The organism is Bradyrhizobium sp. CB1717 (genome assembly GCF_029714325.1).
In the GTDB taxonomy this organism is placed as follows: Bacteria; Pseudomonadota; Alphaproteobacteria; order Rhizobiales; family Xanthobacteraceae; genus Bradyrhizobium.
The window spans coordinates 615,310-629,711 of sequence record NZ_CP121666.1 but is presented as its reverse complement, the minus strand read 5'-3'; the positions used below and the strand labels follow the sequence as shown (position 1 = coordinate 629,711).

Here is a 14,402-nt window from a genome sequence, read left to right as displayed (position 1 = left end):
GGGGATGTCGACCTTGGCAAAGGGGACATCCCCAGGCTTAAAGTTAGTTAGCCGCGCAGGTTCAGATCATCACGCGGCTTGTATGAATCAACATCCTGCTTCAGTCCTCGTCCTCGGCCTGCGCACGACGTCGCTCCACGACATCGCTCATGTCGTGAAGTACAAGGACCGCGAGGGCCCCCATGCGCTGCCTCTGCTCGGGATTGAGGGTCTTGTAGAGTGGCTGCCACGCCTCGGCGAGTTTGTCCAAATCGGCTGATCGTTGAGCCAAGGCCTCCGAGCGTCGTTGCAGGAAGGCGATGGGGTCGCGATTACGCATGGTTTCGACGGCATTTTGGTCGGCCCGTCGACCCACCGTTTCCGAGATTTTTGCAACACGGGCCTTCCGATCCTCCGCTCTGGCACGAATGGCGCTCTCGACAGGCGGCCAGAGCTTTTCCTGGTCAGGTGTCAGCTGCAATGCGGCCTTGGTCAAATCGATCCGCATGTCCATCAGTGTATTGCGGTCCACTGCATTGAGCCGTTCTGGCGTCGCAGGGGACGGAGCTTGCGCGCTGGCAATCGACGGTGCGGCAAAAGGAGTGCAGCTGTTCCGATCACTACTATTTTCATCATCGGCGACCTCCTAGGTGAGTAGCCCCCAGGCACCACGCTAACAATGGTCGGCAGGACGATGTCACATTGATTCAAATCAAGGGACCTGGAGAAGGAATTGTGGCCGATCTCTCCACCTGTAATTGCGCGATGATGGCCGGCTCCTTTCCGCAAAACAAAATAGGATCAAACGCTGAGGATCGCGGTTGTCGTTCCGCCGAACTGGCCGGAACGTGACCGGCGAGCGTCAGCCAGCATCACATCACACGCATCGCAGGCGACTTGCGCCTGCGTTGTTGCGCGCGTGCGCGGATCGAGCGAGGCGAGATGGCGATCGTGACCTTCAGGATGATTCCTCTGCTGACGGCTATCGCCATGATCGGCCTGTCGGCGGAGGCCCGCGACGACGGTCGCTACGCGAATTCTCCGCTCAAGGGCTGGTTTGAAAGCCTGAAAAGCAAAGCTGGAGGTCCGTGCTGCGCCGATGCCGACGGCACCGCGCTGGATGAGGTCGACTGGGACACGCTGGACGGACATTACCGCGTTCGCCTTCTGGGCGAGTGGATCACCGTGCCTGACGATGCCGTGATCAAGGAGCCGAACCGCGCCGGTCGTACTTTCGTGTGGCCCTACTACGTCAACGGCCGCGCCATGATCCGCTGCTTCATGCCGGGCAGCATGACGTGAGATCCGGGCTCACATGCCGCGGGCCATTCGTGGCGTTCATGGCGCACCGACGATTGCGGTGAGGTGACCTCACGATAAATCCACGCTAGCTTCTTCTTGCAAGAACAAGAGGAAGCGCCAATCGTGTACGACTACATCATCGTCGGCGGCGGCTCGGCGGGGTCCGTGCTGGCCCACCGGCTCTCCGCGAAGAGTGCCAACAAGGTCCTGCTCTGCGAGGCCGGACAGGACACACCACCCGGCAACGAGCCGGCCGAGATCAGGGACAGCTATCCGGGCACCGCCTATTTCGACCCGCGCTTCCACTGGACCGAGCTCAAGGTCACGACGCAGGTCGTCAGCCACAACAATCCGAACGAAGCGCGTCCGCCCTTGCGCAAGTACGAGCAGGCGCGCGTGCTGGGCGGCGGCTCGTCGATCAACGGCCAGATGGCCAATCGCGGCGCGCCGACCGACTACGACGAGTGGGATGCGCGCGGCGCCGAGGGCTGGCGGTGGAACGACGTGCTGCCCTTCTTCAGGAAGGTCGAGCGCGATCTCGATTTCGACGGGCCGTATCACGGCAAGGACGGCCGCATTCCGGTGCGCAGAATTCCCAGGGAGCACTGGACGCGGCATTCGCAAGCATTCGCCGACGCCTTCCAGCAGGCCGGCCATCAATTCGTGCCGGACCAGAACGGCGAGTTCGTCGACGGCTATTTCCCGGTGACGCATTCCAACCAGGCCGAGCAACGCGTCTCGGCGGCGATGGGCTATCTCGATCGCGACACGCGCAAGCGCTCGAACCTGACGATCTCCACCAACACGCAGGTGAGGGAGCTGCTGTTCGAAGGCACGCAATGCGTCGGCGTGAAGGCCGTGGTCGACGGACGCGAGCAGGAATTCCGCGGACGCGAGATCATCCTCTCCAGCGGCGCGATTCATTCACCGGCACATCTGCTGCGCGCCGGCATCGGACCGGTCGGCCATCTCAAGGATTTGGGCATTCCCGTGCTGACGGGCTTGCCGGGCGTCGGCCAGCGGCTGATGGACCATCCCTCGATCTCGCTGTCGTCCTTCGTCCGCCGCGGCGCGCGCATGAACGAGCACACCAGGCGCCACATGCAGCTCGGCCTGCGCTATTCGTCGGGCCTCGCCGGCGTACCGAAGGGCGACATGTTCGTTGTCCTGCTCAGCAAATCCGCCTGGCATGCGGTCGGCGAGCAGATCGGCTCGCTGCTGACCTTCGTCAACAAGACCTATTCGGAGACCGGACAGGTCAAGCTTGCCTCGCGTGACCCCACAGCCGAACCGATCGTCGAGTTCAATCTCTTGTCTGATCGGCGCGATCTCGATCGCCTGATGGACGGCTTCCGCAAGATGGCGGCCATTCAGATGAGCGACATCGTGAAGAAGGTGACGGACAAGCCGTTCCCGGCCGCCTACACCGACAAGGTCCGCAAGATCGGCGTGGTCAACACCAAGAACAGGATCTTCACCAAGATCGCCGCAACGCTGATGGACGGGCCGGCAGCACTGCGTCACTATCTGATCGACAATTTCGTGGTCGAGGGCTTCACCTTCGACCAGGTGATGAACGACGACGAGGCGCTGGAAGCCTTCGTGCGCAAGGCGACCATCGGGGTCTGGCACGCCTCCTGCTCATGCCGCATGGGCCGGGCCGACGATCCGATGGCGGTGGTGGACAACCAGGGCCGCGTCAAGGGCATCCAGGGACTGCGCGTCGTCGACGCCTCGATCTTCCCGGTGGTGCCGTGCGCCAACACCAATTTCCCGGTGCTGATGACGGCGGAGAAGATCGCTGCGGCGATGGTGCAGTGAACTGCGGCGACGGTTTCGTAGGGTGGGCAAAGGCGCGCTCTTCGCGCCGTGCCCACCATCTAGACGTGGTGGGCACGCTACGCTTTGCCCACCCTACGGGACTACGGACCTGTTGACTACGCCGCCCGGAGATCCCCGACGAAGCGGTCGACGTCGCGCTTGAGATCATCCGACAGGCGCGCCAGCATTTTTGCGGAATCCAGCACCTCGCCGGCGGCAGCACCGGTCTGGCCGGCGGCTTGCGAGACGCCGGAGATGTGGCGCGAGACCTCGTTGGTGCCTTGCGAAGCCTGCTGCACGTTGCGCGCGATCTCGCGCGTCGCGGCGCCCTGCTGCTCGACGGCCGCCGCGATCGCGGCCGCGATCTCGTTGACCCGCTGGATGGTGGAGCCGATCGACCGGATGGCCGTCACCGAGGATTGGGTCGCGCCCTGGATCGCGGCAACCTGTCCGGTGATCTCCTCGGTCGCTTTCGCGGTCTGCGTGGCGAGGTTCTTCACTTCGGATGCGACCACCGCAAAGCCGCGGCCGGCCTCGCCGGCGCGCGCGGCCTCGATGGTGGCGTTGAGCGCGAGCAGATTGGTCTGCTCGGCAATGCCGGTGATCAGCGCGACGACATCGCCGATGCGCTGCGCGGCATCGGCCAGCGCCTGCACCTCGGCATTGGTGCGGTCGGCTTCGGCCGAAGCGGCACCGGCAATGCTGGAGGATTCGGCGACCTGACGGCTGATCTCGCTGATCGAGGCCGAGAGCTCCTCGGTGGCGGCGGCAACCGTCTGAACGTTTGAGGACGCATCGCCCGAGAGGCTTGCGACCGAGGCGGCCTTGGACGAGCCCTGCTCGGCGGTCGACGACATCGACTGCGCGGTGGCGTTCAGCTCGCCGGAGGCGGAGGCCAGCGTGTGCAGCGATTCCGTCACGGTCTTCTCGAACTGTTCGATCAGGCGTTCGACAGCAAGCTGCCGCCGCTCCTTCTTCGCCTGCTCGGCGGCCTGTTCCTCGGCGAGGCGGTCGCCGGTGATCATGTTCTCCCTGAACACGGCGACCGCGCGCGACATCTCTCCGATCTCGTCGCCGCGCTCGATGCCGGCGAGCTCGATCGCATAGTCGCGTTCGGCGAGGCGGCCCATGGCCTGCGTCATCTTGCGGATCGGCGTGCTGACGCGGCGGTTGACGAGGATGAAGCCGAACACTGTGATGGCGAGCGCAACCAGCATCATGCCGCCGTCGAGCGCGAGGCTCCATTTCGCCGACGTCATCTGCTGCCCGGCGCGGGCGACCATCTCGGCGAGCGCGGCCTGGCCGGCCTCGACGCTGGCATTGAGGAGGGCGGTGTTGAGCTTCGACAGATCCTCGATCTTGATGTCGATGGTCTGGTTGTTGCTCAGCGCCTTGATGAAGCCCTGCTGGCGCTCGGTCATGGCCGCGGCCTCGCCCTGCTTCGAGCGCGCGATGACGTCGGTGAGGCTTGCCGGCGCATCAGCGCGCGCGGCTGCGTCGAGCACCTGGCTCCAGGCCTGCTTGGCGCGGCCGGTGTCCTCGGCTGCGCCGACCATGTCGGCAGCACTCCAGGGCTTGCCGCTCGCGGCCGCAGCTTCCAGGCGGATGGCGACGAGGCCGCCGAAATTGCGCGCGGCCCAGGCCGACTGCTTCACGGCGAGCAGATGATCGACCACGGGATCGGTGAGCTTGAGTGCGTTCTCGAGCTCGGCGGTCAGGGCCAGGATCGCGTCGAGATAATCCTGCGCGGCCTTGCGGAATTCGTCGCCGACTTTCGGATCACGCTCCGCCTTGGTCTGGTGAATGGCGGCCTCCGCCTTGGGCCGCAGCGGCACGAGCGCGTCATGGATCGCGACGAGCTTGCGGAGGGCACCGGCGAGACGCGGATCGGACACGCCATCGAGACGCTCGAGCACGCTTTTGTAGGCGGCTTCCGACAACTGCCGGTTGGTGGCGATGCGGTTATCGGCGTTGGCATTGGCCGGCGCGTCCGCGACCAGCGCCGACAAGAAGGTGCCGCGTTCGAGCCGGAAACCGAGCAGCGTCGCAAACAGTTGCTGGTCCGTGCTGGCGAAACGCTCGACCTTCTGCGCGGCGCCGTTGCGCTCAATGGCCCCCAACAGACCGGTCGCGAGCTGCCCGACCAGGAACAAGCCGAGGACGCCGATGATGGCGCCGAGAACGGAACGAATGGAGGGATTGCCGAACAATGCCATTGGGAGTGCCGGGCCTCTGCGGAAAAGATGCAGAAAAATACCGGTCGCCCCCTAAGAATTGGTTCACCAAATGCGTCCACCGCCCACGGGGGGCGAGCCGGCCAAGGCCGAACTACGCAGACCGAGCTACGGAGATGAAAGCCTGAAGCGGGATCGGCTCATTTCACCTGCTTGGCGGCACGGACCTCGGCGAACTCGGCGTCGGGATGCGTGACGATGGTGGTGAACATGATGCCGCTGATGATGATCGACCAGGCGGTGTCCCAATAAATCCAAAACACGTGCCACCCTCCGTTTTGGTGTCCTTCGCCTGCGGGATCAGGGTAACGACAAGGCGAGGCTGCCGTTCCTGACGCGAGTTCAGCGCGGGCGAGGCGCTATTTGGATTTGGTCGGCGGCGATGCACGATCGGTTTGACCGGTGTGGCGCTTTGCCACGACATCCTCATCGCGCGGGCCTTCGTGCGGGCGCGGCGGCAGCTTGGGCTGGCCGGCCTGACCACCATGCTTGCCGCCCATGTCGGGCTTGCCTTCGAGATCGTTTTCGCGGGGCATGCCGGTTAATGCCTGTGCGCGACATTGGTTCGCTTGCATTGCCCTGCTTTCGCCTGTGAACGAGTTCATAGGATCGTCGCGGGTTGCAGTGCACGATGGCCAGCGTGCGTCGCCGCAAGCATTTGACGGACGGGGTTTGGCCTGATGCGAAAACGACTGGTCGCCTGGACGATTCTGACTTGCACCCTGCTCGCGGTCGCGGTGTGGACCGTGCTCGGGCCGCCGGACCGCCCGGCCGGCCCGCATCTGCCCTCCCGCAATTTGACGGCGGCGGTGCGATAGCCACACCCGTGCGACCGATACAATTTCGGTATCGATCAATCTCAATTGGAATTTGGTGCGGCAACCGGCTGCCCGCTATCCTCTCCGGCAAAACGACAACACTTGGTCCCGAGGAGAACGCCCATGTCGAGTCCGACCCGCCGCATCGCGTCCAAAACGCCCCGCGCTGCGATCGCCACCACTCTCACCTTTCTTGCCCTTACCTTGGGAGCCCGTGCCGGCATGGCCGAGACCTTCGCCTATGTCGGCAATGCCGACAGCAACGACATCAGCGTGTTCAAGCTGGCCGAGAACGGCGAGATGACACCGGTGCAGACCGCCGCCTTCACCGGTGTGGAGAAGCCGGGCTCCTCGACGCCGCTCGCGATCACGCCCGACCACCGCGTGCTGATTGCCGGCGTGCGCTCGCAGCCGTTCCAGGCGGTGAGCTTTTCGATCGATCCCAAGACCGGTCAGCTCAGCCATATCGGCAACGGGCCGCTCGCCGACAGCATGGCGAACATCGCCACCGACCGCGGCGGCAAGGTGCTGTTCAGCGCCTCCTATGGCGGCAACAAGGTCGCCGTGAATCCGCTTGGAGCGAACGGCGTGGTGGCCGCGCCGACCCAGGTGATCCCGACCGGGCTGAACGCGCACGCCTTCCTGCCCTCGCCCGACAATCGTTTCGTGTTCGCGACCAATCTCGGCTCCGACCAGGTGCTGAGCTTTGCGTTCGAGCCCACCACCGGTGCGCTCACGCCGAGCGATCCGCCGGCCTACAAGGTGCCGGAAAAATCGGGGCCGCGGCACTTCGTATTCCACCCCAACGGCAAGTTCGTCTATCTCCTCCACGAGCTGAACGGCGATGTGGCCGCGTTCAACTATGAAGCCAGGAGCGGCGCATGGGACGAGATCCAGCGCACCACCGCGCTGCCTGAAGGGTTTTCCGGAAAGGATTCTGATAAGAAGCCTTGGGCCGCCGACATCCACATCACGCCGGACGGACGCTTCCTCTACGCCTCCGAGCGCACCACGAACACGATCGCCGCCTACAAGGTCGATGCGGCCACCGGCAAGCTGACCACGATCGGCAGCGTGCCCACCGAGAAGCAGCCGCGCGGCTTCAACATCGATCCCAGCGGGCGCTACCTTGCCGCGGTCGGCGAGCTCTCCGACGGCATGACGGTCTATGCGATCGACCAGTCGAGCGGCGCGCTGGCGAAGCTGAAATCCTACCCCACCGGTAAGAAGCCGAACTGGGTGGAGTTTTTGAGCCTGCCGTGAGGGCCTGCGACCGACCTACGTAATCATCCGCAATTTCGCAGGATCCTGCATTGCCATCATATGGCGGTCATGGACCGCCATATCCTCTTCAAGTGCCCGCAGACCGGCATGAACGTGCAGCATCGGCTCGGCGACGCGCCAGCCGAGGGCACGCACGTGTCCGTCCCCTGCCCGGCCTGCACGCGCCTGCACCTGATCGACCGTTCCACCGGCAGGCTGCTCGGCGATCGCCGGAGCTGAGCCGTCCCCTTTGGCCCCCTTGGGACCGGCTTGGCCGATAGCGAACCTGTTTCCCAATTCCGCGACTAATCAAGGACTTGCCGCGCCAGCCCGGGCGGCGTGGCATCCCGCTCTGGGACAACGCTGCCGTAGTCCGGGCTCCCGCCATCTGCTATCGGTTGGAGGCATCGCCCCAGTGGAATTTCCAATGCGTCATTTGCCCCGTTCCGTCGTTCGAAGCCTGTTTCCCGCCGCCATCGCCGGAGTGTTCGTCCTCGGCGTGCAAGGCGCGCCTGCCGCCGAGGACGATGCGCCCAAAGGGCCGGCGGTCACGGTGCTCAAGGTCGCGAAATCCTGCTTCTCCGACATCGTCGAGGCCACCGGCACCATCATCGCGCGCGAGGAAACCTCGGTGCGGCCCGAACGTCCGGGCCTGAAGGTGACCGAGGTGCTGGCGGAAGCCGGCGACACCACCACGGCCGGCCAGGTGCTGGCGCGCCTCGCGCTGCCCGAAGGCGGCACGCTTCAGGTCACGGCGCCCGTGGCGGGCGTGATCGCGACCTCCACGGCGCAGATCGGCAATCTCGCCTCGGCCAAGGGCGAGGCGCTGTTCACCATCGTGGCGCGCAGCGAATACGATCTCGTCGGCCTGGTCGCGACCACCGACATGCGCAAGCTCGCCGTCAATCAGCCGGCGACCGTGCGTATCGCCGGCGCCGGCGACCTCGAGGGCAAGGTGCGCCGCATCGGGCCGACCGTCGAGCCGAACATCCAGCAGGGCATGGTCTATATCGGCATCTCCTCGCAGAAGCGGCTGCTGCTGAACGCGAGCGGGCGCGCGCTGATCAAGACCGGCCAGAGCTGCAACGTCGCGGTGCCGCTCACCGCCGTGCAGTATTCGTCCGCCGGCACCGTGGTGCAGGTGATCCGCCGCAACCGCGTCGAGACCAAGCGCGTCGAGATCGGGTTGATGTCCGGCGGCAATATCGAGGTCCGCGACGGCCTCAACGAAGGCGACGTGGTCGTCGCCCGCGCCGGCGCGCTCTTGCGCGAAGGCGACCCCGTCCGCCCGGCGATGGCGAGCGCGGAAGCGGCGAAGTAGCAGCCACGATCGTCATTGCGAGCGAAGCGAAGCAATCCAGAATCTCTCCGCGGAGGGATCCTGGATTGCTTCGTCGCAAGAGCTCCTCGCAATGACGGTGGAGAGGCAGACGGGCCTACGTGCACATCATCGTAGGGTGGGCAAAGCGAAGCGTGCCCACGTCTTCTATCGAGATGTTGGAAAGATGTGGGCACGGCGCGTTGCGCCTTTGCCCACCCTGCGAGAGCTACGGTTGCCGCGAGAAAAACTAGCCGCCGGCCTGGTCGAACTGCACGTCTTCGAGCAGCGAGGACGACACGGTCGGGACCTGGCCGCCTTCGGAAGCGCGGGAGATGGCGACGCGGGTCTTGTTGAAGACGGCTTCGGCGCTGCCGCTCTGCGCATTGAGATTGCCGAGCAGCTCGCCGACCAGCACGCTGTGCTCGCCCTTGCCGTCGTCGACGACCTTGCCGGGCGAGGCCGAGGAGAGGATCAGCGCATTGTCGGGCGCGCTGATCGGCGCGAGGCCGTGGCTGTAGGAACGGAAGCGGCGCTCGTAGGGATTGCGGCGGGAGGCGTCGACGACGACGAGCTTGGCCTTGGCGCCCTGCTCCTTCATCATCTCGAGCACGCCTTCGATGGAGACGCCGTGGCGACGAACGTCGCTTTCCTTCCAGATCACGGCATCGACCGGCAGCATGTAGCTCTCGCGGCCCGCCTGCACGCCGAAGCCGCCGAAGAACAGCATGACGACGGTGTCGCGCTTGATCCGGGACTTCAGGCGATTGACGGCGCGGACCATGTCGTCCTTGGTCGCGTCTTCCACCATGTCGACGTCAAAGCCGCTCTTGCGCAGCGACGAGGACAGCGCGCGGGCGTCGTTGATCGACTGCGTCAGCGGCGCACTGGCGTCGGGATAATGTCCATTGCCGATGACGAGCGCGAGGCGCGAGGTCTGGCCGATCGAGCCGGTGATCTGGTCGGTCGTCACGGCCTTGGCGGCATCGAGCGCACGCATGTTGAGGGCAGCATGGGCGCCGATCACCAGCGACACCGTGCCGATGAGGGCTGCGGCCACCGCGATGGTGCGTCGGGAAATGTCGAGCTGCCTTACATTCATCTCGGTTCATTCCTGTCAGTGCCAAAGACCAGCCAAGCGCGCGCACACTGTTTGAGTAGCGCGATAGCGTCTTTAGGTTTGAGGGATTGGCCGGGGGAGTGCCCCCGAATTGCGCGCAATTTGCGGCGCCGCACCAAACAAACCCTTAACCGGATATCGCCCCCCGAGCAATAGATCGCCCAAAATTTGAACTAAGTCACTGAAGTTATTGGTTAATTCTCCAAGCCGGATTTCTCGATTTATGACATCCCCGTAGGCACCCGGGGGCTGATCATGCAGGCTCCGTGCCGGTTAATTCCGTGACATCAGTCACATTTGTTTTTCCTGCGAATCCGGGTAGCTTTTCAAAGACTTGCAGAAGGTGGCGGGCGGTCGGGTGCGCGCGCTCGCCGCTTCCGCGCAAGGCCCCGCGACCAGGTATTTCATGAGCTTTCATTATTTTGCCGGCGCCGCCTGCCGGGCGCTGACGGCGCGGAAGGACGGCCCCTCTCTTTATGAGGTCTGCGATCCCGTGCTGGCGGCCAGTGCCAGCGGCGATCCGCACCTGGCAAAGTTCTACAAGACCGCGCTCGGCAATCCCGCATTGCGGATGCTGCTGCGGCGGGCCGGGCTGCCCGAGCTGCGCGACGCGGCGAAGCTGTCCCGGCTGCGCGAGGCCCTCGCCCGCGCCCGCGACGATGCCGAGCCGGATTGGGCGGCGGTCGGTCAGCCCGTGGCCGATCTCGTCGACAGCATCGCGCTCGACCACCCGAAGCCGCCGCCGGCGATGTTCACCGGCACCATGCCGCAGACCTCAGAGATCGACGGCGTGATCCGCGACTGCGCGCAGCACCTGCTCGGCTCGTACCGCAAGAACGGCTTCCTGCCGACCTATGCCGCCTTCAACCTGATCGGCGATCCCGACGTCCGCGGCCGCGAGCTGATCATGGCGCTGACGGGGCTGAACGCGCGCGGCTACAAGAACTCCTCGCTGCTGTTCAACCTCGCGCGCGTCTTCATCGCGCGCTCGCACGCGCGCGCCGTAGTCAATCCGCCCTGGAAGGGTATTGCCGAGCCGATGTGGGAGCCGGTGCAGATCCGTCACCGCTCGGCCTACTACGATGCGTTCTTCATCGAGGCGCTGCTCGGCTATGTCGAGACCGGGCTCGCCTCGCCAGCGGACAAGACGGCGGCGGAGCGCGCCATCGCCGACATGGTGGATTTCTGCGTCAATATCAGCCGCGAAGAAGTCGAGGGCATCGACGGGGCGCGCTTCAACGTCATCACGGCGCTGGCGCCGGCGCCGCATCCGCGCTTTTCCCGCTTCTTCGCCCAGATCAAGCAGGAGCTCGGCTTCGGCATCTATGTGCCGGATTGCGACACCACGGCGTGCTCGATCTCGGCGGCGACGCAGGCCGGCTGCCTTGATGCGATCATCGACCAGCCGCTGCTCGACTTCTACAGCGGCTACCAGGTGCGTGCGGGTGTCAACGCGCCGCGCGTCACCGTGCCGCTCAACGACAACATCGACTATGAGGGCGGGGTTGCGACCTGGATCGACAATCTCAGGGGCGAGCGGCCCTATGGCAACGATCTCGATCCGACGCTCAATCTCGACATTCTCGAGGTGAGCTTTCGCAATCTGGCGCGCTGGAAGGTTTTGGAGACGCCGGCGCGGCTCGCCACCGTGCATCGGATCATCGGTTTCCAGAAACGGCTCGCGGCGAGCGGCGCCTTCGCCAATCCGCGCTCGCACATCTATTATCTGCCGGAGCTCTACAGCGCCTATTTCGGCCGCTGCTACGCGGCGTTCCTCGCGCTGCCGCTGGCGGCGCAGGCGGCGATCGATCCCGACGGCGATTTCGATTTCATCCGCCACCGGGTGCTCTCCTACGTCAAGGGCGAGCTGATGGCCGCGGAGATGAACGTGTTCGACGCCGCGCTGGCGCTGATCGCGCTCGGCCATCTCGGCGCCGACCCGCGTGCCTTTGCGCCGGCGCTGAACGTCATCATTGCAAGCCTCGGCGAAGGCGGCCGCCGCGGCCCGTTCCGCGCCTATGAATGGAACAAGATGAAGACGCCGACACGGATCCTGGTGGGTGGGCCGGAGGTGACCTCGGCGTTCGTGCTGATGGGACTGGCGGTGGCGAAGCGGGCGATGGCGCGGGGTTAGGTCTCGTGCCCCGGACGCGGTCTCGTAGGGTGGGCAAAGCGAAGCGTGCCCACCACGCCTTGCACCACAAAGAGAAGGTGGGCACGGCGCGAAGAGCGCGCCTTTGCCCACCCTACGGGACCTCCCACAATGACAGGAAGTTGAAAGCTCAACTGTTAGGCATAAGCTGGCCGAGTGGCCAAAAGCCGACCACAATTGCGCGGCTTATCGAGATTGTCCTGAACACCCGGACCGGCATGCTGCGAAAATTCCTGATTGCGCTGTCCTTGCTCGCCCCGTCGCTCGCCCAGGCCGCCGACATCACCGGCACGGCAAAGGTCCGCGACGGCGATTCCGTCGTGATCGGCAACACGCGGATCCGGCTCGGCGGCATCGACGCGCCGTCGTCCGACCAGCTCTGTCTCAACACCAAGAGCGAGCGCTGGACCTGCGGCGTGGCCGCGCGCGAGGAACTCGCCAAATACACGGAAGGAAAGACCTGGGTCTGCCACACCCGCGCCATCGACCGGCGCGGCCGCACCGTGGCGCGCTGCGAGGTCGGCGGCGAGGACATCCAGAAATGGCTGGTGCGCAACGGCTGGGCACTGGCCTACACCCGCGTCTCCAAGGACTACGAGCCCGACGAGGCTGCCGCGCGCGAGGCAAAAGCCGGCATGTGGCAGGGCGCCTTCATCGCGCCCTGGGACTGGCGCGTGCGCAACAAGAAGACCGCCATCCTGGGCGCCACCAAGCCGCCGGAGGGCGCGCATGCCGTGCTGCTGGCCTCGGCCTCCGGGCCGGTCGCGCCCTCGCCCGACTGCACCATCAAGGGCAATGTGAACAGCGCCGGCGAGTGCATCTATCACCAGCCGACCAGCCGCTGGTACACCCAGATCAAGATGAAGATCAGCAAGGGCACCCGCTGGTTCTGCTCGGTGGAGGAGGCGGAAGCCGCCGGCTGTCGCGAGACCAAGAGATAACCCACTTCAGACCTGCGTTTTGGGTGCTTTTCTTGCATCTCCGCGCCACGTAAAAGTAGGAATCAGCGACCCACCATCCTGTTCTCTAGCAACAAGGACCGACAGCAATGACCGTTCGCGCGGGCCGGGAATTTCTGGCCATCCCCGGGCCCACCACGATGCCCGACGAGGTGCTGCGGGCGATGCATCGTCCGGCGATCGACATCTACTCCAAAGAGATGCACGAGCTGACCGATACGCTGCTCGCAGACATCTCGAAGCTGTTTGCGACCAAGGGCAATTCCTACATCTACATCGCCAACGGTCACGGCGCCTGGGAAGCCGCGCTGAGCAACGTGCTGTCGCGGGGCGACAAGGTGCTGGTGCTGGAGAGCGGCCTCTTCGCGATCGGCTGGGGCAATGCGGCCGCCCTGATGGGTGCCGAGGTCGAGGTGCTCAAGGGCGACTGGCGCCGCGCGGTGCGGCCGCACGAGGTCGAGGAACGCCTGCGCCGCGACAAGGAGCACAAGATCAAGGCCGTCGTCGTCGTCCAGGTCGACACGGCCTCGGGCGTGCAGAACGACATCGAGGCGATCGGCAAGGCGATCAAGGCCAGCGGTCACCCTGCGCTGTACATGGTCGACACTGTCGCCTCGCTCGGCTGCATGCCGTTCGAGATGGACAAATGGGGCGTCGACGTCGCGATGTCCGGCTCGCAGAAGGGGCTGATGACACCGCCCGGCCTCGGCTTCGTCTCCGCCAATGCGCGCGCGCTCGAGGTGCACAAGAAGGCGAATATGTCGACGCCCTATTGGAGCTGGAGCGAGCGCGAGGGCACCGAGAACTATCGCAAATATGCTGGCACCGCGCCGGTGCACCTGCTGTTCGCGCTGCGCAAGGCGATCGACATGCTGCACGAGGAAGGGCTGGAAAACGCCTTCCGCCGCCACAGCCTGCTCGGCGAAGCCGCGCGCCGCGCGGTTGCGATGTGGTCGGAAGGCCAGGTACTCGGCTTCAACGTTGCGGAGGCCAGCGAGCGCTCCAACACCGTGACCACGGTGACCATGAACAACGGCCATGATCCGGCGGTGCTGCAACACTATTGCAAGGACAAATGCGGCGTCGTGCTCGGCACCGGCATCGGCGACCTCTCCGGACAAGCCTTCCGCATCGCCCATATGGGCCACGTCAATGCACCAATGCTGCTCGGCACGCTGGGGGTGATCGAGGTGGGGCTCAATGCGCTGAAGATCCCGCATGGCAAGGGCGGGCTCGAGGCGGCGGTGTCGTATCTCGGTGAAGAGGTGGCGGCGTAAACGCAAGCGCGCCCTTCTTCCTTCTCCCCTTGTGGGAGAAGGTGGCGCGAAGCGCCGGATGAGGGGTATCTCTCCGCGCACTCACGAGAGTTGGATACGCGGAGAGACACCCCTCACCCGTCTCGCCGCTATGCGGCGAGCCACCCTCTCCCACAACAA

Annotated in this window: 14 protein-coding genes; 9 read left to right on the top strand and 5 right to left on the bottom strand. The window is 65.1% G+C overall.

The annotated features are described in order from the left end of the window. Nucleotides 1-100: 100 nt before the first annotated feature. On the bottom strand, nucleotides 101-493 hold the full coding sequence (locus QA649_RS02920; RefSeq protein ID WP_283022885.1) for a Spy/CpxP family protein refolding chaperone: 393 nt from the start codon (nucleotides 491-493) through the stop codon (nucleotides 101-103). A gap of 428 nt (nucleotides 494-921) precedes the next feature. Here QA649_RS02920 and QA649_RS02915 point away from each other — a divergent pair, with 428 nt between their 5' ends. Continuing rightward, nucleotides 922-1,281, top strand: a complete 360-nt coding sequence (locus tag QA649_RS02915; protein WP_283022884.1) for a hypothetical protein — start codon at nucleotides 922-924, stop codon at nucleotides 1,279-1,281. Between the two features lie 123 nt (nucleotides 1,282-1,404). Continuing rightward, a complete protein-coding gene (locus QA649_RS02910; protein ID WP_283022883.1) occupies nucleotides 1,405-3,102 on the top strand; it encodes a GMC oxidoreductase in 1,698 nt (565 codons plus the stop codon). 116 nt (nucleotides 3,103-3,218) lie between these two features. Here the strand turns inward: QA649_RS02910 and QA649_RS02905 are convergent, their stop codons facing one another. The 3 genes from QA649_RS02905 to QA649_RS02895 all read right to left on the bottom strand — a co-directional run bounded on the left by QA649_RS02905 (nucleotide 3,219) and on the right by QA649_RS02895 (nucleotide 5,941). Then, complete coding sequence (locus QA649_RS02905; RefSeq protein WP_283022882.1) at nucleotides 3,219-5,318, bottom strand: HAMP domain-containing methyl-accepting chemotaxis protein; 2,100 nt, start codon at nucleotides 5,316-5,318, stop codon at nucleotides 3,219-3,221. A gap of 158 nt (nucleotides 5,319-5,476) precedes the next feature. Continuing rightward, nucleotides 5,477-5,599, bottom strand: a complete 123-nt coding sequence (locus tag QA649_RS02900; RefSeq protein ID WP_283022881.1) for a hypothetical protein — start codon at nucleotides 5,597-5,599, stop codon at nucleotides 5,477-5,479. A gap of 96 nt (nucleotides 5,600-5,695) precedes the next feature. Continuing rightward, complete coding sequence (locus tag QA649_RS02895; RefSeq protein WP_283022880.1) at nucleotides 5,696-5,941, bottom strand: hypothetical protein; 246 nt, start codon at nucleotides 5,939-5,941, stop codon at nucleotides 5,696-5,698. Between the two features lie 75 nt (nucleotides 5,942-6,016). Here QA649_RS02895 and QA649_RS02890 point away from each other — a divergent pair, with 75 nt between their 5' ends. The 4 genes from QA649_RS02890 (at nucleotide 6,017) to QA649_RS02875 (ending at nucleotide 8,738) form a co-directional block, all read left to right on the top strand. Beyond that, a complete protein-coding gene (locus QA649_RS02890; RefSeq protein WP_283022879.1) occupies nucleotides 6,017-6,154 on the top strand; it encodes a hypothetical protein in 138 nt (45 codons plus the stop codon). 123 nt (nucleotides 6,155-6,277) lie between these two features. After that, nucleotides 6,278-7,417 carry a beta-propeller fold lactonase family protein gene (locus QA649_RS02885; protein ID WP_283022878.1) on the top strand — a complete coding sequence of 380 codons (1,140 nt, stop codon included), beginning with the start codon at nucleotides 6,278-6,280 and terminating at the stop codon, nucleotides 7,415-7,417. Between the two features lie 69 nt (nucleotides 7,418-7,486). Then, nucleotides 7,487-7,657 carry a hypothetical protein gene (locus QA649_RS02880; RefSeq protein WP_260387545.1) on the top strand — a complete coding sequence of 57 codons (171 nt, stop codon included), beginning with the start codon at nucleotides 7,487-7,489 and terminating at the stop codon, nucleotides 7,655-7,657. A 187-nt stretch (nucleotides 7,658-7,844) separates the two neighbouring features. After that, entirely contained in the window at nucleotides 7,845-8,738 is an 894-nt protein-coding gene (locus QA649_RS02875; protein WP_283022877.1) for an HlyD family efflux transporter periplasmic adaptor subunit, read from the top strand. Between the two features lie 247 nt (nucleotides 8,739-8,985). Here the strand turns inward: QA649_RS02875 and QA649_RS02870 are convergent, their stop codons facing one another. Then, entirely contained in the window at nucleotides 8,986-9,837 is an 852-nt protein-coding gene (locus QA649_RS02870) for a caspase family protein (RefSeq protein ID WP_018645919.1), read from the bottom strand. A gap of 424 nt (nucleotides 9,838-10,261) precedes the next feature. Between QA649_RS02870 and QA649_RS02865 the strand changes: the two genes are divergently transcribed. The 3 genes from QA649_RS02865 (at nucleotide 10,262) to QA649_RS02855 (ending at nucleotide 14,243) form a co-directional block, all read left to right on the top strand. Next, on the top strand, nucleotides 10,262-11,989 hold the full coding sequence (locus QA649_RS02865; protein WP_283022876.1) for a hypothetical protein: 1,728 nt from the start codon (nucleotides 10,262-10,264) through the stop codon (nucleotides 11,987-11,989). 236 nt (nucleotides 11,990-12,225) lie between these two features. Then, complete coding sequence (locus QA649_RS02860) at nucleotides 12,226-12,948, top strand: thermonuclease family protein (RefSeq protein ID WP_283022875.1); 723 nt, start codon at nucleotides 12,226-12,228, stop codon at nucleotides 12,946-12,948. 107 nt (nucleotides 12,949-13,055) lie between these two features. Next, complete coding sequence (locus tag QA649_RS02855) at nucleotides 13,056-14,243, top strand: aminotransferase class V-fold PLP-dependent enzyme (RefSeq protein ID WP_283022874.1); 1,188 nt, start codon at nucleotides 13,056-13,058, stop codon at nucleotides 14,241-14,243. Nucleotides 14,244-14,402: the final 159 nt, after the last annotated feature.

What these genes read in the sequence shown, in the direction of transcription:
- QA649_RS02890 (WP_283022879.1), top strand. Translation starts at nt 6,017, where the DNA reads ATGCGAAAACGACTGGTCGCCTGGACGATTCTGACTTGCACCCTGCTC.
- QA649_RS02880 (WP_260387545.1), top strand. Translation starts at nt 7,487, where the DNA reads ATGGACCGCCATATCCTCTTCAAGTGCCCGCAGACCGGCATGAACGTG.
- QA649_RS02855 (WP_283022874.1), top strand. Translation starts at nt 13,056, where the DNA reads ATGACCGTTCGCGCGGGCCGGGAATTTCTGGCCATCCCCGGGCCCACC.
- QA649_RS02860 (WP_283022875.1), top strand. Translation starts at nt 12,226, where the DNA reads ATGCTGCGAAAATTCCTGATTGCGCTGTCCTTGCTCGCCCCGTCGCTC.
- QA649_RS02875 (WP_283022877.1), top strand. Translation starts at nt 7,845, where the DNA reads ATGCGTCATTTGCCCCGTTCCGTCGTTCGAAGCCTGTTTCCCGCCGCC.
- QA649_RS02870 (WP_018645919.1), bottom strand. Translation starts at nt 9,837, where the DNA reads ATGAATGTAAGGCAGCTCGACATTTCCCGACGCACCATCGCGGTGGCC.
- QA649_RS02885 (WP_283022878.1), top strand. Translation starts at nt 6,278, where the DNA reads ATGTCGAGTCCGACCCGCCGCATCGCGTCCAAAACGCCCCGCGCTGCG.
- QA649_RS02915 (WP_283022884.1), top strand. Translation starts at nt 922, where the DNA reads ATGGCGATCGTGACCTTCAGGATGATTCCTCTGCTGACGGCTATCGCC.
- QA649_RS02865 (WP_283022876.1), top strand. Translation starts at nt 10,262, where the DNA reads ATGAGCTTTCATTATTTTGCCGGCGCCGCCTGCCGGGCGCTGACGGCG.
- QA649_RS02895 (WP_283022880.1), bottom strand. Translation starts at nt 5,941, where the DNA reads ATGAACTCGTTCACAGGCGAAAGCAGGGCAATGCAAGCGAACCAATGT.
- QA649_RS02920 (WP_283022885.1), bottom strand. Translation starts at nt 493, where the DNA reads ATGGACATGCGGATCGATTTGACCAAGGCCGCATTGCAGCTGACACCT.
- QA649_RS02905 (WP_283022882.1), bottom strand. Translation starts at nt 5,318, where the DNA reads ATGGCATTGTTCGGCAATCCCTCCATTCGTTCCGTTCTCGGCGCCATC.